Origin of the sequence: Streptomyces sp. NPDC008001 (genome assembly GCF_042958085.1) — a bacterium.
In the GTDB taxonomy this organism is placed as follows: Bacteria; Actinomycetota; Actinomycetes; order Streptomycetales; family Streptomycetaceae; genus Streptomyces.
This window is the reverse complement of record NZ_JBIBIZ010000007.1, coordinates 342,856-366,830: the sequence shown is the minus strand read 5'-3', so window position 1 is coordinate 366,830 and position 23,975 is coordinate 342,856. Positions and strand designations below refer to the sequence as shown.

The 23,975-nt window shown below is 75.4% G+C and carries 22 protein-coding genes; 12 read left to right on the top strand and 10 right to left on the bottom strand.

The window, feature by feature from the left end; all coding sequences use genetic code 11:
* Positions 1-57: 57 nt before the first annotated feature.
* Complete coding sequence (locus ACFZCD_RS20675; RefSeq protein ID WP_391832838.1) at positions 58-2,898, top strand: alpha/beta fold hydrolase; 2,841 nt, start codon at positions 58-60, stop codon at positions 2,896-2,898.
* A complete protein-coding gene (locus ACFZCD_RS20670) occupies positions 2,895-3,758 on the top strand; it encodes an ABC transporter permease (protein ID WP_391832836.1) in 864 nt (287 codons plus the stop codon). Before ACFZCD_RS20675 ends, ACFZCD_RS20670 begins: the two co-directional genes overlap by 4 nt.
* A gap of 87 nt (positions 3,759-3,845) precedes the next feature.
* On the opposite strand, the gene ACFZCD_RS20665 is transcribed toward ACFZCD_RS20670, so the two are convergent.
* Positions 3,846-4,736: an SDR family oxidoreductase gene (locus ACFZCD_RS20665; protein ID WP_391832834.1), complete on the bottom strand. Its 891-nt coding sequence runs from the start codon at positions 4,734-4,736 to the stop codon at positions 3,846-3,848.
* Positions 4,733-5,518, bottom strand: a complete 786-nt coding sequence (locus tag ACFZCD_RS20660) for an SDR family oxidoreductase (protein ID WP_391832832.1) — start codon at positions 5,516-5,518, stop codon at positions 4,733-4,735. Before ACFZCD_RS20660 ends, ACFZCD_RS20665 begins: the two co-directional genes overlap by 4 nt.
* A gap of 91 nt (positions 5,519-5,609) precedes the next feature.
* Between ACFZCD_RS20660 and ACFZCD_RS20655 the strand changes: the two genes are divergently transcribed.
* The 4 genes from ACFZCD_RS20655 (at position 5,610) to ACFZCD_RS20640 (ending at position 9,143) form a co-directional block, all read left to right on the top strand.
* Positions 5,610-6,371, top strand: a complete 762-nt coding sequence (locus tag ACFZCD_RS20655) for an enoyl-CoA hydratase family protein (protein ID WP_391832830.1) — start codon at positions 5,610-5,612, stop codon at positions 6,369-6,371.
* A 119-nt stretch (positions 6,372-6,490) separates the two neighbouring features.
* Positions 6,491-7,339, top strand: a complete 849-nt coding sequence (locus tag ACFZCD_RS20650; protein WP_391833122.1) for a CoA transferase subunit A — start codon at positions 6,491-6,493, stop codon at positions 7,337-7,339.
* Positions 7,336-8,088, top strand: coding sequence for a CoA-transferase subunit beta (locus ACFZCD_RS20645; protein ID WP_391832828.1), 753 nt, complete (start codon positions 7,336-7,338; stop codon positions 8,086-8,088). The genes ACFZCD_RS20650 and ACFZCD_RS20645 overlap by 4 nt, the downstream gene beginning before the upstream one ends.
* On the top strand, positions 8,085-9,143 hold the full coding sequence (locus ACFZCD_RS20640) for an NAD(P)H-dependent flavin oxidoreductase (RefSeq protein ID WP_391832826.1): 1,059 nt from the start codon (positions 8,085-8,087) through the stop codon (positions 9,141-9,143). Before ACFZCD_RS20645 ends, ACFZCD_RS20640 begins: the two co-directional genes overlap by 4 nt.
* Positions 9,144-9,170: 27 nt before the next feature.
* Here ACFZCD_RS20640 and ACFZCD_RS20635 read toward each other — a convergent pair whose 3' ends face one another.
* The 3 genes from ACFZCD_RS20635 to ACFZCD_RS20625 are packed head-to-tail and all read right to left on the bottom strand — an operon-like array spanning position 9,171 to position 11,804.
* Positions 9,171-10,328 (bottom strand): acetyl-CoA C-acetyltransferase, encoded by a 1,158-nt coding sequence (locus tag ACFZCD_RS20635; RefSeq protein WP_391832824.1) that lies wholly within the window; start codon positions 10,326-10,328, stop codon positions 9,171-9,173.
* Positions 10,329-10,349: 21 nt separating this feature from the next.
* A complete protein-coding gene (locus tag ACFZCD_RS20630) occupies positions 10,350-10,982 on the bottom strand; it encodes a TetR/AcrR family transcriptional regulator (protein WP_391832822.1) in 633 nt (210 codons plus the stop codon).
* A gap of 21 nt (positions 10,983-11,003) precedes the next feature.
* Positions 11,004-11,804, bottom strand: coding sequence for an SDR family oxidoreductase (locus tag ACFZCD_RS20625; protein ID WP_391832820.1), 801 nt, complete (start codon positions 11,802-11,804; stop codon positions 11,004-11,006).
* 45 nt (positions 11,805-11,849) lie between these two features.
* On the opposite strand from ACFZCD_RS20625, the gene ACFZCD_RS20620 reads away from it, so the two are divergent.
* The 6 genes from ACFZCD_RS20620 to ACFZCD_RS20595 all read left to right on the top strand — a co-directional run bounded on the left by ACFZCD_RS20620 (position 11,850) and on the right by ACFZCD_RS20595 (position 19,458).
* On the top strand, positions 11,850-12,722 hold the full coding sequence (locus ACFZCD_RS20620; RefSeq protein WP_391832818.1) for an enoyl-CoA hydratase: 873 nt from the start codon (positions 11,850-11,852) through the stop codon (positions 12,720-12,722).
* The gene (locus ACFZCD_RS20615) at positions 12,722-13,894 is read left to right on the top strand and encodes an acyl-CoA dehydrogenase family protein (protein WP_391832816.1); all 1,173 of its coding nucleotides are present in this window, start codon (positions 12,722-12,724) and stop codon (positions 13,892-13,894) included. Before ACFZCD_RS20620 ends, ACFZCD_RS20615 begins: the two co-directional genes overlap by 1 nt.
* Positions 13,891-14,913, top strand: a complete 1,023-nt coding sequence (locus tag ACFZCD_RS20610; protein WP_391832814.1) for an acyl-CoA dehydrogenase family protein — start codon at positions 13,891-13,893, stop codon at positions 14,911-14,913. The genes ACFZCD_RS20615 and ACFZCD_RS20610 overlap by 4 nt, the downstream gene beginning before the upstream one ends.
* 22 nt (positions 14,914-14,935) lie before the next feature.
* On the top strand, positions 14,936-16,456 hold the full coding sequence (locus tag ACFZCD_RS20605; protein WP_391832812.1) for an FUSC family protein: 1,521 nt from the start codon (positions 14,936-14,938) through the stop codon (positions 16,454-16,456).
* Positions 16,457-16,527: 71 nt separating this feature from the next.
* Complete coding sequence (locus ACFZCD_RS20600; RefSeq protein WP_391832811.1) at positions 16,528-17,034, top strand: MarR family winged helix-turn-helix transcriptional regulator; 507 nt, start codon at positions 16,528-16,530, stop codon at positions 17,032-17,034.
* Between the two features lie 156 nt (positions 17,035-17,190).
* Positions 17,191-19,458: a heavy metal translocating P-type ATPase gene (locus tag ACFZCD_RS20595; protein WP_391832809.1), complete on the top strand. Its 2,268-nt coding sequence runs from the start codon at positions 17,191-17,193 to the stop codon at positions 19,456-19,458.
* Positions 19,459-19,474: 16 nt separating this feature from the next.
* On the opposite strand, the gene ACFZCD_RS20590 is transcribed toward ACFZCD_RS20595, so the two are convergent.
* The 5 genes from ACFZCD_RS20590 to ACFZCD_RS20570 all read right to left on the bottom strand — a co-directional run bounded on the left by ACFZCD_RS20590 (position 19,475) and on the right by ACFZCD_RS20570 (position 23,939).
* Positions 19,475-20,125 carry a TetR/AcrR family transcriptional regulator gene (locus tag ACFZCD_RS20590; RefSeq protein ID WP_391832807.1) on the bottom strand — a complete coding sequence of 217 codons (651 nt, stop codon included), beginning with the start codon at positions 20,123-20,125 and terminating at the stop codon, positions 19,475-19,477.
* Positions 20,126-20,315: 190 nt separating this feature from the next.
* Positions 20,316-20,885, bottom strand: coding sequence for a hypothetical protein (locus ACFZCD_RS20585; protein ID WP_391832806.1), 570 nt, complete (start codon positions 20,883-20,885; stop codon positions 20,316-20,318).
* Positions 20,882-22,357 carry an ATP-binding protein gene (locus ACFZCD_RS20580; RefSeq protein WP_391832804.1) on the bottom strand — a complete coding sequence of 492 codons (1,476 nt, stop codon included), beginning with the start codon at positions 22,355-22,357 and terminating at the stop codon, positions 20,882-20,884. Before ACFZCD_RS20580 ends, ACFZCD_RS20585 begins: the two co-directional genes overlap by 4 nt.
* Before the next feature lie 20 nt (positions 22,358-22,377).
* Positions 22,378-23,076 carry a response regulator gene (locus ACFZCD_RS20575; RefSeq protein ID WP_391832802.1) on the bottom strand — a complete coding sequence of 233 codons (699 nt, stop codon included), beginning with the start codon at positions 23,074-23,076 and terminating at the stop codon, positions 22,378-22,380.
* 122 nt (positions 23,077-23,198) lie between these two features.
* Positions 23,199-23,939 carry a PaaX family transcriptional regulator C-terminal domain-containing protein gene (locus ACFZCD_RS20570; protein ID WP_391832800.1) on the bottom strand — a complete coding sequence of 247 codons (741 nt, stop codon included), beginning with the start codon at positions 23,937-23,939 and terminating at the stop codon, positions 23,199-23,201.
* Positions 23,940-23,975 lie beyond the last annotated feature (36 nt).

The window sequence follows — 23,975 nt, the reverse complement described above, 5'->3', positions numbered from 1 at the left end:
CGACGCCCGCACCGGCCCGGCCCTCAGCCGGACGACGTCTCCGCTTAGCATGCGGACATGAAGCTGCGCTTTCCCCGGCCGCGCGCCTCCGGGCCGCGTGTTCCCCGGCTGCGTGCGTCCCGCCCGGGCGTTTCCCGCCCGGATGCCTCCCGCCCGGGTGTCTCCCGCCTGCGCGGGCGACGGCTCGCCGCCACCGTCGTGGCGGCCGTCGTGCTCGTGGGCGGCGGCACCTGGGCCGTGGCCTCCGGCACGGGCGGCGATCCGCCCGTGCACCGCGAGGACCGCTTCATGACGCTGCCCGAGGGGCCCGGCAGCAGCGGCTCCGTACGCATCGACACGTCGTTCTTCACCGCGGGCGGTGCGGGCCGCAGGCCGGCCGTGCTGCTCGCGCACGGCTTCGGCGGCAGCAAGGACGAGCTGCGCGAGCACGCCGAGGACCTGGCGCGCTCCGGCTACGCGGTGCTCACGTGGTCCGCGCGCGGCTTCGGGCGCTCCACCGGCCGGATCGGGCTCAACGACCCCGACCACGAGGTCGCCGACGTGAGCCGCATGCTGGACTGGCTCGCCGCGCGTCCCGAAGTGGAGCTGGACGGCGACAAGGACCCCAGGGTCGGCATTGCGGGCGGCTCCTACGGCGGCGCGATCGCCCTGCTCGCGGCCGGTCACGACAAGCGCGTCGACGCGATCGCCCCGCAGGTCACCTACTGGAACCTCGCCGACGCGCTCTTCCCCGGAGGGGTGTTCAAGAAACTCTGGTCGGGGATCTTCTTCACCTCCGGTTCGGCGGGGCCCCCGCCACCCGCTGCGGGGAGCAAAACCGGTGCGGACGGCAAGGCCGGTACGGGCCCGCGCAGCGCGCCGGACGCCCCCTCCCCGGCCCCCGGCTGCGGGCAGTTCGAGAAGCAGCTGTGCGAGATGTACGAGCGGGTGGCCGTGGCCGGCAAGCCGGACGCGGAGGCCCGGGAGCTGCTGGAGCGCCGCAGCCCCTCCGCGGTCGCCGGCCGCATCAAGGTGCCGACCCTGTTCTTCCAGGGCCAGACCGACTCGCTCTTCCCCCTGGACCACGCGGACGCGGCGGCCGGGGCGATCGGCCGCAACGGCGCGCCCGTCGCCGTCGACTGGATGGCGGGAGGCCACGATTCCGGCTTCGGGGAGACCGACCGGACGGCGCTGCGCACGCGCGCGTGGTTCGACCGCTACCTCAAGGGCGACGAGAGCGCGGACACCGGTCCCGCCTTCCGCATCAGCCGGACGGGCGGCATCGACACCACCGACGGCAAGGCGCAGTTGCGCGGCGCGAGCAGCGACAGCTATCCGGGCCTGCGGAACGACGTGCGGACGATCGGGCTGTCCGGGCGCCGGCAGTCCTTCGCCAACCCGCCGGGGGCGGCACCGCCGGCGATCTCCGCCGTGCCCGGGATCGGGGGCGCGGCGTCGCAGCTGTCCGGCCTCGGCCTGGGGTTCTCCCTCGACTTCCCCGGGCAGCACGCCCGGTTCGAGTCGGCGCCCCTGAGCGAGGGGATCCGGGTGACGGGGACGCCGACGGTGAAGGTGAACGTCAAGGCGGACTCCGCGACGGGTGACGCCGTGCTGTTCGCCAAGGTCTACGACGTCGGCCCGAACGGGCAGCAGGTGCTGCCCGCACAGCTCGTCGCGCCGGTGCGCGTGACGGACGCCAAGGACGGCCGGACGGTGGAGCTGCGGCTTCCGGCCGTCGACCACACCTTCGAGGCGGGGCACCGGATGCGGTTCGTCCTCGCCGCGACCGACCTGGCCTACGCCTCGCCGGCCGCGCCCGCCACGTACGGCGTTTCCCTGGAGGGCGGGCTGAGCGTGCCCACCGCGCCGGACGTGCGGACGGCTTCGTCCGCCCTGCCGTGGTGGACGTGGGGGCTCCCGCTGGGCGGTGCGGTCGTCGCGGCCGCCGTGCTGCTGACCGGGCGCCGCCGGGTGACCGCCCCGGCCCCGGATCCGGAGCTCGCCGGAGTGCCGCTGCAGATCACCGGCCTGAGCAAGCGGTACGCCAAGTCGGCCGACCGGTACGCCGTGCGCGACCTGTCGTTCCGGGTCGAGCGCGGGCAGGTCCTGGGGCTGCTGGGGCCGAACGGCGCCGGCAAGACCACCACCCTGCGCATGCTCATGGGGCTCATCCGCCCGGACGCCGGTGAGATCCGGGTCTTCGGGCAGGCGGTGCGGCCGGGTGCGCCGGTGCTGTCGCGGGTGGGGGCGTTCGTGGAGGGCGCGGGCTTCCTGCCGCACCTGTCCGGGCGCGCCAACCTCGACCTGTACTGGCGGGCCACGGGCCGGCCGGCCGAGGACGCGCACCTCGACGAGGCCCTGGAGATCGCCGGGCTCGGCCCGGCCCTGGAGCGCGCCGTGCGGACGTATTCGCAGGGCATGCGGCAGCGGCTCGCGATCGCCCAGGCCATGCTGGGGCTGCCGGACCTGCTGATCCTGGACGAGCCGACGAACGGGCTCGACCCGCCGCAGATCCGCGAGATGCGCGAGGTGATGATCCGTTACGCGGCCGCCGGGCGCACGGTCATCGTCTCCAGCCACCTCCTGTCCGAGGTCGAGCAGTCCTGCACCCACCTCGTCGTCATGGACCGCGGGCGCCTGGTGACCGCCGGCCGCGTCGGAGACATCGTCGGCTCGGGCGACACGCTGCTCGTGGGCGTCGAGGGCGAGGTCACGGAGGTGACGGCGGAGAAGGTGGCCGCGCTGCCGGGGGTGGCCTCGGCCGTACGGGCCGAGGAGGGCCTGCTGGTGCGGCTGGACGGTGCGACTGCGCCGCAGCTGCTGGCCGAGCTGGTCCGGCTGGAGATCCCGGTGGCGCGGGTGGGTCCGCACCGCCGTCTGGAGGACGCGTTCCTGACCCTGATCGGAGGCCCGTCGTGAGCGCAGTGGTGAACACCGGCGAGTCCGCTCCCGGCTACCGGGCGCGGCACACCCTGCCCCTGCGCGTCGAGGCGATGCGGCAGCTGCGGCGGCGCCGGACGATGGTGGTCGGGGCGGTGCTCGCCGTGCTGCCGTTCGTCCTGATCGCGGCGTTCGCGATCGGAGGGCAGCCGAGCGGGCGCGACGGGCGGGTCACGCTCATCGACACCGCCACGGCGTCCGGGGTGAACTTCACGGCGACGTGCGTGTTCGTCTCGGCGGGCTTCCTGCTGGTCATTCCGGTCGCGCTGTTCTGCGGCGACACGGTGGCGTCCGAGGCCGGCTGGTCCTCCCTGCGCTACCTGCTGGCGGCGCCGGTGCCGCGGACGCGGCTCCTCCTCAGCAAGCTGACGGTGGCGCTCGCGTTCAGCGCGGCGGCGATGGTGCTGCTGCCGGTGGTCGCCCTCGCCGCGGGCACGGCCGCGTACGGCTGGGGGCCGCTCCGCCTCCCGGCGGGCGGCTCCCTGCCGGGCACCACCGCCGTGGGCCGGCTCGCGATCGTCGTCGCCTTCGTCTTCGTGGGGCAGCTGGTGACGGCGGGGCTGGCGTTCTGGCTGTCGACGGTCACGGACGCGCCGCTGGGGGCGGTGGGCGGCGCGGTCGGCCTGACGATCGTGGGGAACGTCCTGGACGCGGTGACGGCGCTGGGCCACTGGCGGGACTTCCTGCCGGCGCACTGGCAGTTCGCGTGGGCGGACGCGTTGCAGCCGCGGATGGAGTGGGGCGGGATGGTGAAGGGGACGGCGGTGTCGGTGGCGTACGCGATGGTGTTGTTCGCCCTGGCGTTCCGGCACTTCCGGGGCAAGGACGTGGTGTCCTGACGGGCGGCCGGTTCGCACCGGGCCGGGTTTTCCGTGGGGGCGCGGGTCATGCCCGGCGGTGCCCGGCTGCCCCGGCCAAGGCCCCCGTCACCCCGCCCCGTACACCCGTCCCGGCTGCCGTGCGCTCGCCAGGAGGGCCCGGGCCGCTTCTCCTGCTTCCGCCGGGGTCCAGCGGTCGCCCTTGTCGGTGACCGGGCCGGGGTGCCAGCCCTCCATGAGGGTGATGCGGCCCGCTTCCGCCGCGAAGACCCGTCCCGTGACGCCGGACGAGCGGGCCGAGCCGAGCCAGACGACGAGCGGGGAGACGTTGGCGGGGGCCATGGCGTCGAAACCGGTGGCGGGGGCGGCCATCGCGTCGGCGAACGTCCGCTCGGTCATCCGCGTGCGCGCGGCGGGCGCGACGGCATTGACCTGGACGCCGTAGCGGGCGAGTTCGGCGGCGGCGACGAGGGTGAGGGCGACGACGCCCGCCTTCGCGGCGGCGTAGTTGGCCTGGCCGACGCTGCCGAGCAGCCCGGCCCCCGACGTGGTGTTGACGACGCGCGCCTGCGGCGTCCGCCCGGCCTTGTGCTCGGCCCGCCAGTGCGCGGCGGCGTGCCGGAGCGGCAGGAAGTGGCCCTTGAGGTGGACGCCGACGACGGCGTCCCAGTCGTCCTCGCCGAGGTTGACGAGCATCCGGTCGCGCAGGATGCCGGCGTTGTTGACGAGCGTGTCGAGCCGCCCGTAGGCGTCGAGGGCCGTGGCGAGGAGGGAGGCGGCGCCCGCGTCCGTGGAGACATCGCCGCCGTGCACGACGGCTTCGCCGCCCCGGGCACGGATCTCGGCGGCGACGCGCCGCGCTTCGCCGGCCGATTCCCCTTCCAGTTCGTTCACGACGACACGCGCGCCCTCCGCCGCGAAGGCGAGGGCGTGGGCCCGGCCGAGGCCGCGTCCGGCTCCGGTGACGGCGGCGACGCGCCCGGTGCAGATTCCGGTCATGCGGGCGGCTCCTCGTGGTTGGCGGTGGCGGCGGCGAGGTAGGCCGGGCGCTCGCCGCCGCCGTGGACGAGCAGTTCGGCCCCGGTGATGTGGGCGGCGTCGGCGGAGGCGAGGAAGACGGCCGCGGCGCCGATCTCGTCGGGCTCGGCGAGCCGTCCGGCGGGCACGGTGCGGGCGACGGCGGTGAGCCCGACGGCGTCCCCGTAGTGGAGGTGCGCGGACTCGGTGCGCACCATGCCGGGGACGAGGGTGTTGACGCGGACGGCGGGCGCCCATTCGACGGCCATGGTGCGCGCGAGGCTGTGCAGCCCGGCCTTGGCCGCCCCGTAGGCGGCGGTGCCGGGCGAGGGCCGGGTGCCGCTCACGCTGCCGGTCATCAGGATGCAGCCGCCGCCGGGCTGCTCGCGCATCAGGGGGTACGCGGCGAGGGACGCCGTCAGCGGGGCGAGGAGGTTCAGGGCGATGACCCGGGCGTGCCGGTCCGCGTCCGCCGCGCCGAGCGGCCGGAAGGGCGTGCCGCCCGCGTTGTTCACGAGGACGTCGAGCCGCCCGTACTCCTCGGCCACCCGCGCGAAGAGCTCGCTGACGGCGGCTTGTTCGCGCAGATCCACCGGTACGTAGCGGGCGGTGCGGCCGGCGGCGGTGACGGGCCGGTCCGGCGGCCGGCGGGCGCAGACGACGACGCGTGCGCCGGTGCGCAGGAAGGCGCGCGCGATCCCGGCGCCCACGCCGCGCGTGCCTCCGGTGACGACGACGGTGCGCGACTCCTTGCCTGCCGGCACGGCGCCACCTCCCACGGCGGGTCGTCCGCTGCTACCTTCGAACAGCGAGAGCACCTAACAAACGTTTGGTGGAAAGGTAGCGGATCCTCCGATGAGTGTCTCCACCTCACGCCCCGAACCGGCCGTCGCCGTCGTCACCGTGGACTTCCCGCCCGTCAACGCCCTGCCCGTGCGCGGCTGGTACGACCTGGCGGAGGCGGTCGCCGCGGCCGGCGCCGACCCCGCGGTCCGCTGTGTCGTGCTGGCCGCCGCCGGGCGCGGCTTCAACGCCGGTGTGGACCTCAAGGAGATCCGGCGCTCCCCCGGCCACGAGGCCCTGATCGGCGCCAACCACGGCTGTGCGGCGGCGTTCTCGGCGGTCTACGACTGCCAGGTGCCGGTGATCGCCGCCGTGCACGGCTTCTGCCTGGGCGGCGGGGTCGGCCTGGCGGGCAACGCGGACGCCGTCGTCGCCTCGGACGACGCCACGTTCGGCCTGCCCGAACTGGACCGCGGTGCGCTCGGCGCCGCGACGCACCTGGCCCGCCTCGTCCCGCAGCACCTCATGCGCACCCTCTACTTCACCTCGCGCACGGTCACCGCGCAGGAGCTGCACCGGCACGGGTCCGTGTGGCGCGTCGTGCCGCGCGCCGGGCTCCGGGCGGCGGCCCTGGAGCTGGCCCGGGAGATCGCCGCCAAGGACGGCTCGCTGCTGCGCCTGGCGAAGGCCGCACTCAACGGCATCGACCCGGTCGACGTGCGCCGCAGCTACCGCTACGAACAGGGCTTCACCTTCGAGGCGGGCCTGTGCGGCGTCGGTGACCGCCTCCGTGCGGCCTTCGGGCAACAGGACAGGGAGAGGGAGGCCCCGTGACCGGCGGCGAGGACAGGACGGCACCCGCGGACAGGACCACGGGCAGGACCACGAACCGGACCGAGAACCGGACCACGAACCGGACCGCGGACAACACGAACCGGACCGCGGACAAGACGATGACCGCGGACGAGGCCGTGGCGCGCCTGGAGAGCGGCATGACCCTCGGCATCGGCGGCTGGGGCTCCCGGCGCAAGCCCATGGCCCTCGTCCGCGCCCTGCTGCGCTCGGACGTCCGCGACCTCACCGTGGTCTCCTACGGCGGCCCGGACGTCGGCCTGCTGGTGGCCGCGGGCCGGGTCCGCAAGCTCGTCGCCGCCTTCGCGACGCTCGACTCGATCCCGCTCGAACCGCACTTCCGGGCCGCCCGGCAGCGCGGCGACATCGAACTGGTCGAGCTGGACGAGGCGATGTTCATGTGGGGGCTGACGGCCGCCGCGCACCGGCTGCCGTTCCTGCCCGTACGCGCCGGCCTCGGCTCGGACGTCATGACCGTCAACCCGTTCCTGCGCACCGTGACGTCCCCCTACGGGGACGGCGAGGAGCTCGTCGCCGTGCCGGCGCTCACCCTGGACGCGGCCCTCGTGCACCTCAACCGGGCGGACGCGCGCGGCAACGCCCAGTACCTCGGCCCGGACCCGTACTTCGACGACCTGTTCTGCGAGGCGGCGCGCGAGGCGTACGTCTCCTGCGAGCGCGTGATCGGCAGCGCCGAGTTCACCAGGAACGCCTCGCCGCAGACGCTCCTGGTCCAGCGGCACTGCGTCAACGGCGTCGTCGAGGCGCCGGGCGGGGCGCACTTCACCTCCTGCGTGCCGGACTACGACCGCGACGAGGCGTTCCAGGCCGCGTACGCGGCGGCCGCGGCCGACCCGGCGGCCTGGCGGGAGTTCACCGCCCGCTTCCTGTCCGGGGACGAGGACGCCTACCGCGCCGCGGTCGCCGACTTCGCACGGGGTGCGGCGTGAGCGCCGGGCGGGCCGAGGTGTGCGTCGTGGCGTGCGCGGAGGCGTGGCGCGGGGACGGGGAGATCCTGGCCGCCCCGATGGGGGTGGTCCCGGTGATCGGGGCGCGGCTCGCCCGGCTCACCTTCGCCCCGGACCTGCTGCTCACGGACGGGGAGGCGCTGCTGGTCGCGGACGTGCCCGCGCTGGGCGCGAAGGCCCGGACGGTGGAGGGCTGGCTGCCGTACCGCCGGCACCTGGCGCTGGTGGCGGGCGGCCGGCGGCACGTGATGATGGGCGCGGCCCAGCTCGACCGGCACGGCAACCAGAACATCTCCTGCATCGGCGACTGGCGGCGGCCCGACCGGCAGCTCCTGGGCGTCCGCGGGGCACCGGCCAACACGCTGAACAACCCGGTCAGTTACTGGGTCCCCCGGCATTCGCCGCGCGTGTTCGTGGAGAAGGCCGACATGGTCAGCGGCGTCGGCTACGACCGGGCGGCCGCGGCGGGGCCGTCGGCGACGCGCTTCCACCGCATCCGGCGCGTGGTCACCGACCTGGCCGTGCTGGACTTCGAGACGCCCGGCCGCACGATGCGGGTCCGCTCGCTGCATCCGGGCGTCACCGCGGAGGAGCTCAGGGCGGCCACCGGTTTCCCTCTGGAGGTTCCTGCCGGCGTGCCGCGCACCCGGCGGCCGACGGCGGAGGAGCTGCGGCTGATCCGGGAGGTCATCGATCCGGACGGGCTGCGGGCCGGGGAGGTACGGGGGTGAGGACGGCCCTGACCGGCCTGGTGGGCGTCCGGCACCCGCTCGTCCAGACCGGCATGGGCTGGGTCGCCGGCCCCCGGCTGGTGTCGGCCGTGGCGGAGGCGGGCGCGCTCGGCATCCTGGGCTCGGCGACGATGACGCCGGAGGCGCTCAGGGCCGCGATCAGGAAGGTGCGCTCCCGCACCGGGCGGCCCTTCGGGGTGAACCTGCGGGCGGACGCGGGCGACGCCCGGGAGCGCGTGGACATCCTGATCGAGGAGCGGGTGCCGGTCGCGTCGTTCGCGCTGGCCCCGTCCCGGGAGCTGATCGCCCGGCTCAAGGACGCGGGGGTGGTCGTCGTGCCGTCCGTGGGCGCCCGGCGCCACGCCGAGAAGGTCGCGGCGTGGGGCGCGGACGCGGTGGTGGTGCAGGGCGGTGAGGGCGGCGGTCACACGGGCGAGGTCGCGACGACGGTTCTGCTGCCGCAGGTGGTGGACGCCGTGGACATTCCGGTGATCGCGGCGGGCGGCTTCCGCGACGGGCGCGGTCTGGTGGCGGCCCTGGCGCTCGGCGCGGCGGGCGTCGCCATGGGCACGCGCTTCCTGCTGACCGCCGACAGCACGGTGCCGGACGCGGTGAAGGCGGCGTACCTGGCGGCGTCGGTGCGGGACGTCGTGGTGACGACGAAGGTCGACGGCCTCCCCCACCGGATGCTGCGCACGCCCTTCGTCGCCGGCCTCGAACGCTCGGGGCGGCTCGGCGGGCTCGCCCGCGCGCTGCGGCACGCCGTCTCGTTCCGGGCGCTGTCGGGGATGAGCTGGCCGCAGATGGTGCGGGACGGGCTGGCGATGCGGCACGGCCGGGAGCTGACGTGGAGTCAGGTGCTGCTGGCGGCGAACACGCCCGTGCTGCTGAGGGCGGCGATGGTGGACGGCCGCACGGACGTGGGGGTGATGGCGTCGGGGCAGGTCGCCGGCGTCATCGACGACCTGCCGACGTGCGCGGAGCTGGTGGAGCGGGTGATGGCGGAGGCGGAGGGGGTCCTGGAGCGGCTCGGGGTCCCGGGAAGCGCCCCGTAGGACCGGTGAAAGGCAGTCTGCGGCCCCTTACAGCCGTTCGATGATCGTCACGTTCGCCTGTCCGCCGCCCTCGCACATCGTCTGCAGGCCGTAGCGGCCTCCCGTGCGCTCCAGTTCGTGGAGCAGGGTGGTCAGCAGCTTCGCGCCGGTCGCGCCCAGGGGGTGGCCCAGGGCGATGGCGCCGCCGTTGACGTTGACCTTCTCCGGGTCGGCACCGGTCTCGCGGAGCCAGGCCAGGACGACGGAGGCGAACGCCTCGTTGATCTCGGTGAGGTCGATGTCCGCGATCGTCAGCCCGGCCTTCTTCAGCGCGTGGGCGGTGGCCGGGATGGGCGCGGTCAGCATGCGGATGGGGTCCTCGCCGCGTACGGACAGGTGGTGGATGCGGGCGCGCGGCGTCAGCCCGTGGTCGCGCACCGCGCGCTCGCTCGCGATGAGCAGGGCCGCCGCGCCGTCGGAGATCTGCGAGGAGAGGGCGGCCGTCAGCCGGCCTCCCTCGACCACCGGCTTCAGGGCGGCCATCTTCTCCGGGGAGGTGTCGCGGCGGGGTCCTTCGTCGGCGGACAGCCCGCCGTACGGGGCGAGTTCGCGGTCGAAGCGGCCCTCGTCGGCGGCGCGCACGGCCCGCCGGTGCGAGAGCAGCGCGTACTCCTCCATGGCCGCCCGGCCGATGTCCCACTGCCGGGCGATGAGTTCGGCGCCGTGGAACTGGCTGACGGGCCGGTCGCCGTAGCGCGCCCGCCAGCCCTCCGAGCCGGCGAACGGGCCGCGGGTGAGGCCGAGCGGGACGGCCGCCTGGTGGACGGCGTAGGCGATGGGGATCTGCGACATGTTCTGGACGCCGCCCGCGACGACGAGGTCCTGGGTGCCCGAGAGGACGGCCTGGGCGGCGAAGTGGACGGCCTGCTGGCCGGATCCGCACTGCCGGTCGACGGTGACGCCGGGGACCTCCTCGGGCAGCCCGGCGGCCAGCCAGCTCGTGCGGGCGATGTCCCCGGCCTGCGGCCCGACCGCGTCCAGGCAGCCGAGGACGACGTCCTCGACGGCGGCCGGGTCCACGCCCGTGCGCTCCATCAGGGCGCGCAGGACGTGCGCGCCGAGGTCGGCGGGGTGGACGGCGGAGAGCCCGCCGCCGCGCCGGCCCACGGGGGTGCGGACCGCTCCGGCGATGTATGCCTCGGTCATGGCTGCTGCTCCTCCAACCGGTCACTCCCGCACGGCGATGCCGTCCAGGACCATCGACAGGTACTGGCGGGCGATCTCCTCCGCCGGGTGCTGCCCGCCCGGCCGGTACCAGGACGCGGCGACCCACACGGTGTCGCGCAGGAACCGGTAGGCGAGGCGGGCGTCCAGGTCGGCGCGGAAGGCGCCCTCCGCCGCGCCGCGTTCGATCGTGCCGAGCCAGACCTCCTCGAACCTGCGCTGCGACTCGGCGAGGTAGCCAAAGCGCGGCAGGCCGGCCAGGTGCCGCGACTCCTTCTGGTAGATGGCGACCGCGTGGCGGTGCCGGTCGATCTCGCGGAAGGACTCGGTGACCAGCGCTTCGAGGGTCTCGCGGGGGCCGAGGCGGGCGGCGAGCACGGTGTCGTACCCGGCCCACAGCTCGTCCAGGAAGGCGGAGAGGATCTCGTCCAGCATCGACTCCTTGGAGTCGAAGTGGTAGTAGAGGCTGCCCGCCAGCAGCCCGGCCTCCTCGGCGATCCGCCGCACGGTGGTGGCGTTGTAGCCCTGCGCGGCGAACACCTCGGCGGCGGTCGCGAGGAGCTCCCCGCGCCGCTCGGGCACGGGCCGCTCGGTGGTGGTCTTCTTGCTGTTCGGCACAGTGCCATTCTCGGTCACGCGCGCCGGCTCCCTTCCCGGTCACGCGCGCTGGCTGCTGACGGAGACCGTCTCGCCGGTCATGTACGACGAGTAGCCGCTGGCGAGGAAGACGATGACGTTGGCGACCTCCCAGGGCTCGGCGGCCCGCCCGAACGCCTCGCGCCGCGCCAGCTCGTCCAGCAGCTCCGGGGTGGTGACCTTGGACAGGTGCGGGTGGAGGGCGAGGCTCGGCGACACGGCGTTGACCCGCACGCCGTAGGCGGCCGCCTCCACGGCCGCGCAGCGCGTGAGCGCCATGACGCCGGCCTTGGCGGCGGCGTAGTGGGCCTGGCCGTGCTGGGCGCGCCAGCCGGCGACCGAGGCGTTGTTGACGACGACGCCGCCGGTGCCGCGGCCGCGCATGCGGCGCAGGGCGGCGCGGGTGCAGCGGAAGGTGCCGCCGAGGGTGGTGCCGACGACGGCGTCCCACTGGTCGTCGGTCATGTCGGCGAGCTCGGCGGTGCCGCCGAGGCCGGCGTTGTTGACGACGACGTCGAGGGCGCCGTGCCGCTCCTCGGCCAGGTCGAACAGGGCCGCCACCTGCGCCTCGTCGGTGACGTCGCAGGGCAGGCCGGCGACCTGGCGGCCGCCGAACTCGTCGCTGAGGGCGGCCACGGCGACGCGCAGGCGGCGGGCGTGCCGGTCGCCGAGCACGACGCGGGCGCCCTCTTCGAGGAACCGGCGGGCGGTGGCGGCCCCGATGCCGGCCCCGGCCGCGGCGGTGATGACGGCGGTGCGGCCGGACAGCAGGTCGTGGCCGGGGACGTACGGCGGCGGGCCGGAGCTCTCGACGCTGCTCATGGGGGGACGTTAACCTACCAAACACTTGTTAGGGAAGGATGCCCGATGGCCACTGACCCTGTGGTGCTCTCCGAGCGCACCGGCCCCGTCGCGACGGTCACCATGAACCGGCCCGCGTACCGCAACGCCCAGAACTCCGCCATGACGTACGCCCTGGACGAGGCGCTGTACGAGGCGGCGGCCGACGACGCGGTGCGGGTGATCGTGCTCGCGGGCGCGGGCGGGCACTTCTCGTCCGGCCATGACATCGGGACCCCCGCGCGCGACGCCCACCTGCCGTTCGAGCGCCGGGCCGGGCTGTGGTGGGACCACTCGGACAAGGCGGGCGCGGAGAGCCGGTTCGCGCGCGAGTCCGAGGTCTACCTGGGCATGTGCCGCCGCTGGCGCGAACTGCCCAAGCCGGTGATCGCGTCGGTGCAGGGGGCCTGTGTGGCGGGCGGGCTGATGCTGGCCTGGGTCTGCGACCTGATCGTCGCGAGCGAGGACGCCTTCTTCGCCGATCCGGTGGTGCGGATGGGCATTCCCGGCGTGGAGTACTTCGCGCACCCGTGGGTGCTGCCGCCGCGCGTCGCGAAGGAACTCCTCTACACGGGCGACCGGATGACGGCGCGGCGCGCTCACGAGCTCGGCATGGTCAGCCGCGTCGTGCCGCGCGAGCAGCTCGCCGCCCGCACCCGCGAGCTCGCCGAGCGGGTCGCCGCGATGCCGCGCATGGGGCTCGCCCTCGCCAAGCGCGCGGTCAACCAGGCCGAGGACCTCCAAGGTCTGCACGGCGGGCTCGACGCGGCGTTCGCCCTGCACCACCTCGCGCACGCGCACAACGCCGAGACCGGCGGCGATCCGCTCGGCGGCATGGACGTGCGCGGCATGAAGGCGAAGGCCCGGCCGGAAGCGAGGACGGAAGCGGGCGGTTCCTGATGGACCTGGACTTCACCCCGGAGGAGGAGGCGTTCCGCGCGGAGGCCCGCGCCTGGCTCGCCGCCCACGTGCCCCGTACGCCGCTCCCCTCGCTGGAGACCGGGGTGGGCTTTGCCCGGCACCGGGAGTGGGAGCGGGAGTTGCACGCGGGCCGCTGGTCGGCCGTCTCGTGGCCGGCCGCGTACGGGGGCCGCGGCCGCTCGTTCACGGAGTGGCTGGTCTTCGAGGAGGAGTACTGGGCCGCGGGCGCGCCCGCCCGGGTCTCGCAGAACGGCATCGGGCTGCTCGCCCCGGCGCTCTTCGAGCACGGCACGGAGGAGCAGCGCGCCCGGATCCTGCCCGCGATGGCGAGCGGGGAGACGGTGTGGGCGCAGGCGTGGTCGGAGCCCGAGGCCGGTTCGGACCTCGCGTCCTTGCGGTCGGTGGCGGTGCGCACGGCCGGCGGCTGGCTGCTGAGCGGGCAGAAGGCGTGGTCCTCGCGGGCGGCGTTCGCCGACCGGGCCTTCGGGCTGTTCCGCAGCCACGCGAGCGGGGGCAGGCCGCACGAGGGCCTGACCTACGCGATGTTCGGGCTGGACGCCGAGGGGGTGACGGTGCGTCCGGTGGCCCGTCTCGACGGCAAGCCGGCGTTCGCGGAGATCTTCCTGGACGAGGTGTTCGTGCCCGACCGGGACGTCGTGGGCACGGCCGGCGACGGCTGGCGGGTGGCCATGAGCACCGCCGGCAACGAGCGCGGCCTCGCCCTGCGCAGCCCGGGCCGCTACGTGGCGGCCGCGCGCCGGCTCGTCGCGCTGTGGCGGGCCGCGGCCGACCCCGGGGACACGGCGCTGCGCGACCGGGTGGCCGATGCGGTGGTCCGGGCGCGCGCGTACCAGCTGTACGGGTACGCGCGGGCGGCGGCCGGCCCCCGGGGCGCGGAGCCGAGCCTCACGAAGCTCTTCTGGTCGGAGCTCGACCTGGCGCTGCACGAGACGGCGCTCGACCTGCTCGGCCCGTACGGCGAACTGGCCGGCCCGGCGAGCGACGCCCCCGCGCACGGCGCCTGGGCGGAGGGGTACGTCTTCGCGCTGGCGGGGCCGGTGTACGCGGGCACGAACGAAATCCAGCGGGACATCGTGGCGGAGCGGCTGCTGGGGCTGCCGAGGGGGCGGCGGGAGGGGCGGCCAGCATGAGGTTCGCACTGGACGCCGAGCAGCGGGAGTTCGGCCGTACGCTCGGCCGGATGCTGGCCGCGGCGGACACGCCGTCGGCCGTACGGGCCTGGGCGCGCGGCGATCACAAGCCGGGGCTGGCCGTGTGGGAGCAGCTGGCGCAGGCCGGGGTGTTCGGGCTGGCGGTGCCGGAGGCGTTCGGCGGGACGGGCCCGCTGCCGGTGGAGGTGGCGGTGGCCTTCACGGAGCTGGGCCGGTACGCGGTGCCGGGCCCGGTCGTGGAGGCGGTCGCCGTGACGGCGCTGCTGGCCCGGCTGGCCGCGGCGGGCCGGCCCGTGCTGGCGGAGGCCTGGTTGCCGCGGGTGGGCGAGGGTGCGGCGCGGGTGACGGCGGCGCTGCCGACGGTGCCGGGCGGGAGTCCGTACGCGCTGGACACGGACGTGTGCGACGGGGTGTTCGCCGTGCCGGACGGGGCGGACGACCTCTTCGTCGCCGCCGGTCACGGTCCCGTCCAGCCCTCCCTGGACCCGGCGCGGCGGCTCGCCCTGCCGCACTGCGGTGCCGAGCCGGTGGAGGCGGGGCGGGCGGTGCGCGAGGCGGCGCGGCACGCGGCGGAGTGGGCGGCGTTCGCGGCGGCCGCGCAGGTGCTCGGCGTGGGGCTGGCGCTGCTGGAGCGGACGGTGGCGTACGTGGGGCAGCGCAGGCAGTTCGGGGTGGCGGTCGGCGGGTTCCAGGCGGTGAAGCACCGGCTGGCGGACACGCGCGCCGGGCTGGAGTTCGCCGGGCCGCTCGTGCACGGGGCGGCCGTGGCCCTGGCGGCGGGGGCGCCGGGCGCCGGGGCGGAGGTCGCGGCGGCGAAGGCGGCCGCGTCCGATGCGGCCTACGCCGCGGCGCGGACCGCGCTGCAGCTGCACGGCGCGATCGGCTACACCGCGGAGTACGACCTGTCGCTGTGGCTGGGCAAGGCGAGGGCGCTGCGGTCCGCGTGGGGGTCGCCGGCGGACTGCCGGGCTCGCACCCTCGATATATTTTCCGAGTAAAACACTTGCTAATATCTTAGGCATGGTGAGACGACCCGCCCTGCCCGGAACCCTGCACGCCGCCTTCCGGATCGGCCGCCCGGCGGACACCTGGTACGTGTCGGCCCTCAGCGCCGTCGTGGCCATGGGGGTACCGGACGCCGCCCTCCTCGCGGCCGGGCGGCTGGACCTCGCGCTGTACACCTCCGCCGGGGCCCTGTGCGCGCTGTACGGCCACGACCGCGGGTACGCCGCGCGCGCCCGGACGCTCGCCCTCGTGGTGCTCGGCATGACGGCGGGCGTGGGCGCGGCCCTGGGCGCCGCGTCCCTGACCCGCTCCCCCGCCGTGCTCGTCCTGGTCGCCGCGGTGCTCGCGGCGGCGCAGAAGACGGTCTGCGACGCGTCCCGCACGGGGCCGCCCGGCAGCATCATCCTCACCTTCGTCACGTCGTCGGCGTGCTTCGTGCCGCAGCGGGCCGCGGACCTGCCGTTCCACCTCTCGCTGACCCTGGCCTGCGGGCTCTGGGCGTGGCTGGTCTGCATGGCCCCCGGCCTCGTCCGGCCGCACGGCCCCGAGCGCCGCGCCGCCGCCCGCGCCCTGGAGGCCGCGGCGCGCGCGGTCCGCGCGGACGGGCCGGACGCGCCCCGCGCCCGGCACGCCGCCTGGCAGGCGCTGCTGCGGGCGCCCGCCGGGATACGCGCCCACGTGCACCGCGGGCTGGCGCACGCGGAGCCGGACGCGGGGCACTGGGAGGCCTGGGCGCGGGACCTCCGCGCGGGCCGCCGCGCCCTGCCCGGCGGAACCGGAGCAGCACTTTCCGGTCGTCCGCCGCTGCCCCGGCTGCTGCCCGCGGGCGCCCGGGTCCTGGTGGGCTCCGCGCTCGCCGGGTGGGCGGCGCTCGCCTGCGGCGTCGGGCACCCGTACTGGGCGGTGGTCACCGCCGCCTCGGTCGTCCAGGCCAGCACCGCGCTGTCCTGGCACCGCGCGCTGCAGCGGGTGTCCGGCAACCTCCTCGGCGTCCTGCTCTTCGCCGCGCTCGTGCCCGTGATCCGTACGGGCGCCGTGGCCATGGTGCTGGCCGCGCTCGCCCTGCAGGCGGGCGCCGAGGCCCTCATCTCCCGCAACTACTGGCTCGGCACGGTCTGCGTCACCCCGATGGCCCTGCTGCTGACCGAATTCGGCGGCAGCCGCCCCGCCGGGGAGCTCGTCGGCGACCGGTGGACCGATACGCTCGTCGGCGCGGCCACCGGCCTGCTCGTCTGCGCGCTGGTCACCGACCGGCGGGCGGCGGACCGGGTCGAGGCCGCCGTGGTCCGGGTGGACGGGGCGCTCGCCGCCGCCCTCGCGGTGCCGGCCGGTGCGCACCCCGCTCGCGAAACGGCCCGCGACCGGCTCGCGGCCGCCCTCGTCGACCTGCGGGAGGCGGCCGACACCGCGGCCGGCGAGTGGCGGCAGCGGGGCCTGCCCGGGGAGCGGGTGGCGCGTGCCGAGCGCGACGGCCACCGGGCGCTGGCCTCACTCGTACGGGAGCACGCTCCCGCCGGCGGCCCGGCGCCGGCCTGAGCCTCCCTCCGGGCGGGCACCGGCGGGACGGCAGAATCTACCCGGAGCACCGACTGGAAAGGATCACCACCGTGACCGAGGACATCGTCGCGCGCGTGCTGCGGCAGTGGCAGCAGGTCCACCCCGGACTCGACACCGCGCCGATGGCCGTGATCGGCAGGCTCAACCGCTGCGCGGCGCTGCTCCAGCAGGCCACGGACGCGCCGCTGGTGCGCGAGGGACTGACGCGCGCGGAGTTCGACATCCTCGGCACCCTGCGGCGCACGGGACGGGAGCTGACTCCCGGCCAGATCGCCCGGGAGACCTTCGCCTCGGGGGCCGCGGTCACCAAACGGCTGCGGGTGCTCGAAGCGCGCGGGCTGGTCGCGCGCCGCCCCGACGAACGGGACCGGCGGGTGGCGCACCTGTCCCTGACGGAGGAAGGGCAGGAGCTCATCGACCGCCTGATCCCTCATCAGCTGGGCTACGAGAGCGCCCTGCTGGAGGGGCTCGGCGACGAACGCCGGACGGATCTGGCGGAAACGCTCGCCGACCTGCTCGTCCTCCTGGAGGGAAGGCTCGGCGGCCTCCAGCCGTAAACCCCGCCCCGCAACCCCGCCCTTTCCGGCCCGTACCCCCCAGGGGTACGGGCCGGACTCGTTCGCCGCCCCTTGCGTGAAATACACCCCGGGGGTATACATAGAGCCAAGGGATACCCCCTAGGGGTATGAGGGGAACGGCGGCGAGGAGCAGGGATGAGCACCACGGGCAGTATCACCGGGACGGCCGAGGTCGAACTCACGATCGGCGGCATGACCTGCGCTTCCTGCGCCGCCCGCGTGGAGAAGAAGCTCAACCGCATGGAGGGCGTCGAGGCCACCGTCAACTACGCCACCGAGAAGGCCCGGGTCGTCTACGGCGGCGACGTCGCCGTGGACGACCTGATCGCCACGGTGGTGGCCACGGGGTACACGGCGGAGCCGCCCGCGCCCCCCGCCGAGGCCGCGCCCGCGGGCGCGCAGCAGCAGCCGGCCGCCGGGGAGGGCGACGAGCTGCGGACCCTGCGGCAGCGGCTGGTCACCGCCGTGGCGCTGGCCGTCCCGGTCGTCCTGATGGCGATGGTGCCGGCCCTGCAGTTCACCTACTGGCAGTGGCTGTCGCTGACCCTGACGGCGCCGGTCGTCACGTACGCCGCCTGGCCCTTCCACCGCGCCGCGGTCACCAACGCCCGGCACGGCGCGGCGACCATGGACACCCTGATCTCGGTCGGCACCTCGGCGGCCTTCGTCTGGTCGCTGTGGGCGCTGTTCTTCGGCGACGCCGGCATGCCCGGCATGACGCACTCCTTCGAGCTGACCGTCGCGCGCAGCGACGGCGCGGAGAACATCTACCTCGAAGCGGCCGCGGGCGTCACCGCCTTCATCCTGGCGGGCCGCTACTTCGAGGCGCGCTCCAAGCGCAAGGCGGGGGCGGCGCTGCGGGCGCTGATGGAGCTGGGCGCCAAGGAGGTGACGGTCCTGCGGGGCGGGCGCGAGGAGCGCATCCCCGTCGCCGGCCTGGCCGTCGGCGACCGCTTCGTCGTCCGGCCGGGCGAGAAGATCGCCACCGACGGCACCGTCGTCGAGGGCAGCTCCGCCGTGGACGCCTCGATGCTCACCGGCGAGTCGGTCCCCGTCGAGGTCGGCGTGGGCGACGCCGTGACCGGCGCGACGCTCAACGCGGGCGGCCGCCTCGTCGTGGAGGCCGGCCGCGTGGGCGCGGACACCCAGCTGGCCCGGATGGCGAAGCTCGTGGAGGACGCCCAGAACGGCAAGGCGGCGGCCCAGCGGCTCGCCGACCGCATCTCCGCCGTCTTCGTGCCCGTCGTCATCGCCCTCGCGCTCGGCACGCTCGGGTTCTGGCTCCTCTCCGGCGCCGGGCTGACCGCCGCGTTCACCGCGGCCGTGGCCGTGCTGATCATCGCCTGCCCGTGCGCCCTGGGCCTCGCCACGCCCACCGCCCTGATGGTCGGCACCGGGCGCGGCGCCCAGCTCGGCATCCTCATCAAGGGCCCCGAGGTCCTGGAGACCACCCGCAAGGCCGACACGATCGTCCTCGACAAGACCGGCACCGTGACCACCGGCCGGATGACCCTGCTCGCCGTCCGCACCGCCGGCGGCGTGAGCGAGGCCGAGGCGCTGCGGCTGGCCGGCGCGCTGGAGCACGCCTCCGAGCACCCCATTGCCCGCGCGATCGCCGCCGGCGCCGCCGAGCGGCACGGGCAGCTGCCCGTGCCCGGGGACTTCGCCGACCTGCCGGGGCTGGGCGTCCAGGGCGTGGTCGAGGGGCACGCCGTCCTCGTGGGCCGCGAGAAGCTGCTGGCCGAGTGGGCCATGACGCTGCCGGACGGGCTGCGGGAGGCCAAGGACGCCGCCGAGGCCGCGGGCCGCACGGCCGTCCTCGTCGCCTGGGACGGCGAGGCCCGCGCGGTGCTGGAGGTGGCCGACGCGGTCAAGGACACCAGCGCCGAGGCCGTCCGCCGGCTGCGCGGGCTCGGCCTCACGCCGATCCTGCTCACCGGTGACCACCGGGCCGTCGCCGAGGCCGTCGCCGCGGAGGTCGGCATCGACGAGGTGATCGCCGGGGTCATGCCGCAGGACAAGGTGGACGTCGTCAAGCGCCTGCAGGCCGAGGGCCGTTCGGTCGCCATGGTCGGCGACGGCGTCAACGACGCGGCCGCCCTCGCCCAGGCCGACCTGGGCCTGGCCATGGGCACGGGCACCGACGCCGCCATCGAGGCCGGCGACCTCACCCTCGTCCGCGGCGACCTCCGTACGGCGGCCGACGCGATCCGCCTCGCCCGCCGCACGCTCGGCACCATCAAGGCCAACCTGTTCTGGGCCTTCGCCTACAACGTGGCGGCCCTGCCGCTGGCGGCCGCGGGGCTGCTGAACCCGATGATCGCCGGAGCGGCGATGGCCTTCTCCTCGGTCTTCGTCGTCGGCAACAGCCTGCGGCTGCGGGGGTTCCGGCCGGCCGCCTGAGGTCCGGGCAGTGTCGTCAGCGGGCGGGTGCCCCGTCACGGTCGCGGTCCGTGGCGGGGCGCCCGCCCGCCGGTGCGACCAGGCCGCGCACGATCCGGAGCATCGCGGAGACGAGCACGCTCCGCGGGGTGTCCCTGTGCTCCGGCCACCACAGGGCGAGCCCGTGGAGGGCACTGCGGAGGGCCTCGCCGAGCGGCTCCAGCTCGGCGTCGGGCAGCCGGGGCGCGTACTGCCGGAGCAGGGCCGTGGCGGCCTCCCGCTGACGGGCCTGGATGTCGCGGTGGAGCTGCCGCACCTCGGGGTCGCCGGTGGTGCCGGCGGACAGCAGCCGCCAGGTGTACGGGCTGGACTCGATCTGCTCGAACCAGGCCTCCAGCACCGCCCGCAGCCGGCTGTCCGGGTCGCCGTCGCCGCTCAGCGGCTTCCCGGGCGGGGCCGCGGTCAGCACGTCGCGCTGGCGCTCCAGCAGCTCCAGGTGGAGCTCCTTCTTGGAGTCGAAGTGGCGGTAGAGCATCGGCTTGCTCAGCCCGGCCGCGGCCGCGATGTCGTCGATGGTGGTCGCCGCGTAGCCGCGCTCACCGAACAGCCGGGCCGCCGCCGCCTCGATGCGGGCCCGGTTTTCGGCGCGCGCCGCACGGGTGGCGCGCGCGTGGTCGAGATGGCTCATTGCTGATCGCCTCGGAGCTCGGAGGGGGGTGGCGCTGAACCGTGCCGGGGCACACCGCACGGCGGCGGCCCGTGAGTTACCGATGAGTTCACCCTCAGGAATACCGGAAAGTAACGGCTGCAGTAAGCCCTTTGGGAAACCCTGGGGTCGGGCCGGCCCGGAGGCCGCCCGTCGCCTGCCCGGCCGGGTCTCAGCGGGAGGGCGCGGGTGTGGGCACCTTGGCGGCGGGGAAGGCGTTGTTGCTGTCGCAGACCAGGTCGGAGATCACGAGGCCGCCCCCGCTGAGCTCGACCTTCACGTCGTGGATCTGCCGGCCGCGGGGCACCTCGTTGGCGGCCGCGGTGCACACGAACTGGCTCCGGGCGACCGGTGACAGCCGCAGGACGTTGTACGGCATCTGGATGCTCACGCGCAGGGTGCCGGTGGTGACGTGCACCTCGCCCTTCATCTTGGGCACGTCGGTGGTCAGGCCGCGGATCCGCTGGTCCTCGTCGGGGCCCTCCAGCAGCAGCACGATGGCGTCCTCGGCGCCGAGCTTGGTCTTGGCCGGGCGGCTCACCTGCGTCACGCCGGTGGGCGACATGAAGTAGAGCTTCGCCTCGGCCGCGACCTCGCCCTGCTTCTTCGCCCCCGTCGCGGGCAGTCCCACGTCGATGACGTCGGTGGTGGTGACGCCGCAGCCGCCGAGGGCGGTCATCAGCAGCGCCGTCAGGGTCACCAGGGCGGCCGGGGCGGCCCGCCGTGCTCGCCGTGCCGTCACGCCGCCTCACCCCCGCCCTGCCGCAGCGGCAGCTCCACCGTGAACACCGCTCCTCCTTCCGGCCGGTTGGCGGCCCGCACGGTGCCCTCGTGCAGGCGTACGTTCTCCAGGGCGATCGCGAGGCCGAGGCCGCTGCCCTCGGAGCGGGCGCGGGCGGAGTCCGCCTTGAAGAACCGCTCGAAGACGTGCGGCAGCACGTCGGGGTCGATGCCCCTGCCGCGGTCCGCGATCTCGATCAGCAGGCGGCGCCCCTCCTCGCCGTGGGCCACCCGCACTGCGACGGCCACCGGTTCGCCGCCGTGCTTGAGGGCGTTGCCCACGAGGTTGGCGACGACGACGTCGATGCGGCGCGGGTCCAGCCGGGCGCGCACGCCCTCGGGCAGGTCGGCGGCGACCTTGTCCTGCCAGCCGCGGGCCTGCAGGGTCTTGCGGACGGTCTCGGAGACGTCGACCTCGTCCAGGTGGAGGGCGGCGGCGCCGGCGTCGAAGCGGGAGATCTCCATCAGGTCCTCGACCATCCGCGCGAGCTTCCCGGTCTCCTCGCTGATGAGGCGGACGGCGTAGGCGGTGTCGGGGTCGAGGGAGCCGGCGTCGTCGTCGAGGACGTCGACGACGGCGGTCATGGCGGCCAGCGGGGTGCGCAGCTCGTGGGAGACGTCGGCGGCGAAGCGCCGCGAGTTGGCCTCCATGCGGCGCAGCTCGGCGACGTTCTCCTCCAGGGCCGCGGCCATGTCGTTGAAGGTGCGGGAGAGGTCGGCGAGTTCGTCGCGGCCGGTGACCTTGAGCCGGGTGTCGAGTTCGCCGGCGGCGAGCTTGCGGGAGGCGCGGCGCAGTTCGCGCACCGGCCGCAGCACGCCGCGCGCGGCGATCAGGGCGGGGACGGCGGCGAGGGCGACGGCGGGCAGGGCGCCGCGCCGGGCGGCCTTGACCAGGGCGTGGACGTTCGCCTCGTCCTCGCGCAGCGGCATCTCCGCGTAGACCTCCAGGCCGGAGTCCTCGCTGGTGCCGCGGTACGTGACGGGCAGGCCGATGGCGAGCCACGGATCGCCGCCGCTGTCCAGGCGCTGGAAGGCCGGGACGCCGGCGCGGACCTTCGCCTGGACCCCGCGGGGGATGCGGCCGGGGTCGCCGCCGGGCACGAGCCCGCTGCCGCGGTAGCGCAGGTGGATGGTCCAGCGCTGGGCGCTGCCGGCCGCGTTCAGCCGGTGCTGGAGGTCCTGCAGGGACTGCTGGGTGAGCGGAAAGCTGTAGTCCGGCACCTGCGAGTTCACCTGGGAGCGCAGCGCCACGATGGCCGTGTCCTGGGTGCGCTTGAGGATGGCCGTGCGGGCCTCGCGGAAGGTCAGGGCCGCCGTGGTGAGCGCGCTGAGCGCGGCGACCAGCAGGAAGGCGAGGACGAGCCGGGCGCGGAGGCCGGCGGCGACGGCGCGCAGGGACGGGCGGCGGAGGGCGGGGCGGCGGAGCTCCGGCACGCGCGGGAAGGCGGGCCGTCTCACAGGGGCCCGAAGCGGTAGCCGAAGCCGCGGACGGTCTGGATGTACTTCGGCGACCGGGTGGAGTCCTCGACCTTGGTGCGCAGCCGCATCACGCAGGCGTCCACGAGGCGGGCGTCCCCGTGGTAGCTGTGCTCCCACACGTGCTCCAGGAGCTGCTGGCGGCTGAAGACGCGGCCCGGGGTCGCGGACAGGTAGAGCAGCAGCTTCATCTCGGAGGGCGCGAGCGGCAGGTCCTGGCCGTGCTTGGCGACGAGGAGGCCCTTGCGGTCGATGGTCAGGTCGCCGTGCGTCTCCACGGGCTGCAGGGCGGCCGGGTCGGGGCCGCCGTCGCCGGGGGCGGCCCGGCGGAGCACGGCCCGGATGCGGGCTTCGAGGACCTCGCCGCGGGCGGGCTTGACGATGTAGTCGTCGGCGCCGGCTTCGAGGCCGAGGACGACGTCTATGTCGTCGCCGCGCGCGGTGAGCATGATGATCGGGATCTGCTGGGTGGCCCTGATGCGGCGGCACACCTCGAAGCCGCTCTTGTCGGGCAGCATGAGGTCGAGCAGGACGAGGTCGGGCCGGAAGGTCTCCATGGCGGCGAGCCCGGCCTCACCGGTCGCCGCGCCCTCCACTTCGTGGCCGCGGCGGCGCAGGGTGAGGGAGACGCCTTCCCGCACCGCGCGGTCGTCCTCGATCAGCAGCACCCGTGACATGCGGACAGTATCGTTCCCTTCCGTGTGCTCGTGCGCCGCGCGGCCCTCCGGGCGGCAGAACTGTCACAGAGTGCTCATATTCATGCGGCATATGCCCTCGCCTCTGTGCCGAGATGCCGTGCTCATATGCCGATGTGCCGCCGCAGCAGGGCGCGGAAGTCGCGGTCGAAGGCCTCGTAGCGCTGCCGCAGCCCCTCGCCGGGCCAGTCCGCCGGGAGCAGCGCCTCCGGCAGGACGGGGTCCGCCAGGAGGTGGCGGAGGACGGCGGCGGAGACCGTGAAGCGCTCGGCGAGCTCCGCCGTGCGGTCCTCGCGGAGGGCGCATTCGAGGAGGCGGGCGCGGGAGGCCCAGCCGTCGAGGTCCCACAGGGCGGCCGCGAGGCGCGCCGGATCGCCCTCCGGGGCGCCGGTGAGCAGGGTGCACTGGGCGGTGACGACCGGCGGCCGGTCGCGCAGGAGGTTGGCGGGGCGCATCCAGCAGCCCTCGCGGAGCTCGCCGAGGCGGAGGGCGGCCATGGCCTGGCGGAAGGCGGCGCGGTCGGCCGCGGAACGGCGGTCTGCGGTGACGACGGCGATCTCCCAGCCGCCGTTCCAGGGGCGAGTGCGGGGCGCGCGGCTGTCGTCCTGGCGGGCCTGGCGGGCGATGAGCCGGTCGGTGAGGCGGTAGGTGCCGTCGTGCTGTTCCAGGTCGCCCGCGGCGACCATCCGGGTCAGGGCCGTCCGGACGGTCCCTTCCGCCGTGCCGAAGAGCTCCCCGACGCGGACGAGGGCACGGGCGGGCAGCGCGGGCGGGTGGTGCCCCAGGAGCGTGGAGAGCACGACCGAGCGGGCGGTCAGGGGGCGCAGCGAAAGGGATTCGTCCATGACCGGCCACACCCTATCCATTACGGTCTCGCATCA

Excerpts from the sequence above, each read along its gene's own strand:
- ACFZCD_RS20675 (WP_391832838.1), top strand. The coding sequence starts at position 58 with ATGAAGCTGCGCTTTCCCCGGCCGCGCGCCTCCGGGCCGCGTGTTCCC.
- ACFZCD_RS20665 (WP_391832834.1), bottom strand. The coding sequence starts at position 4,736 with ATGACCGGAATCTGCACCGGGCGCGTCGCCGCCGTCACCGGAGCCGGA.
- ACFZCD_RS20655 (WP_391832830.1), top strand. The coding sequence starts at position 5,610 with ATGAGTGTCTCCACCTCACGCCCCGAACCGGCCGTCGCCGTCGTCACC.
- ACFZCD_RS20650 (WP_391833122.1), top strand. The coding sequence starts at position 6,491 with ATGACCGCGGACGAGGCCGTGGCGCGCCTGGAGAGCGGCATGACCCTC.
- ACFZCD_RS20635 (WP_391832824.1), bottom strand. The coding sequence starts at position 10,328 with ATGACCGAGGCATACATCGCCGGAGCGGTCCGCACCCCCGTGGGCCGG.
- ACFZCD_RS20625 (WP_391832820.1), bottom strand. The coding sequence starts at position 11,804 with ATGAGCAGCGTCGAGAGCTCCGGCCCGCCGCCGTACGTCCCCGGCCAC.
- ACFZCD_RS20620 (WP_391832818.1), top strand. The coding sequence starts at position 11,850 with ATGGCCACTGACCCTGTGGTGCTCTCCGAGCGCACCGGCCCCGTCGCG.
- ACFZCD_RS20615 (WP_391832816.1), top strand. The coding sequence starts at position 12,722 with ATGGACCTGGACTTCACCCCGGAGGAGGAGGCGTTCCGCGCGGAGGCC.
- ACFZCD_RS20610 (WP_391832814.1), top strand. The coding sequence starts at position 13,891 with ATGAGGTTCGCACTGGACGCCGAGCAGCGGGAGTTCGGCCGTACGCTC.
- ACFZCD_RS20605 (WP_391832812.1), top strand. The coding sequence starts at position 14,936 with ATGGTGAGACGACCCGCCCTGCCCGGAACCCTGCACGCCGCCTTCCGG.
- ACFZCD_RS20595 (WP_391832809.1), top strand. The coding sequence starts at position 17,191 with ATGAGCACCACGGGCAGTATCACCGGGACGGCCGAGGTCGAACTCACG.
- ACFZCD_RS20590 (WP_391832807.1), bottom strand. The coding sequence starts at position 20,125 with ATGAGCCATCTCGACCACGCGCGCGCCACCCGTGCGGCGCGCGCCGAA.
- ACFZCD_RS20575 (WP_391832802.1), bottom strand. The coding sequence starts at position 23,076 with ATGTCACGGGTGCTGCTGATCGAGGACGACCGCGCGGTGCGGGAAGGC.
- ACFZCD_RS20570 (WP_391832800.1), bottom strand. The coding sequence starts at position 23,939 with ATGGACGAATCCCTTTCGCTGCGCCCCCTGACCGCCCGCTCGGTCGTG.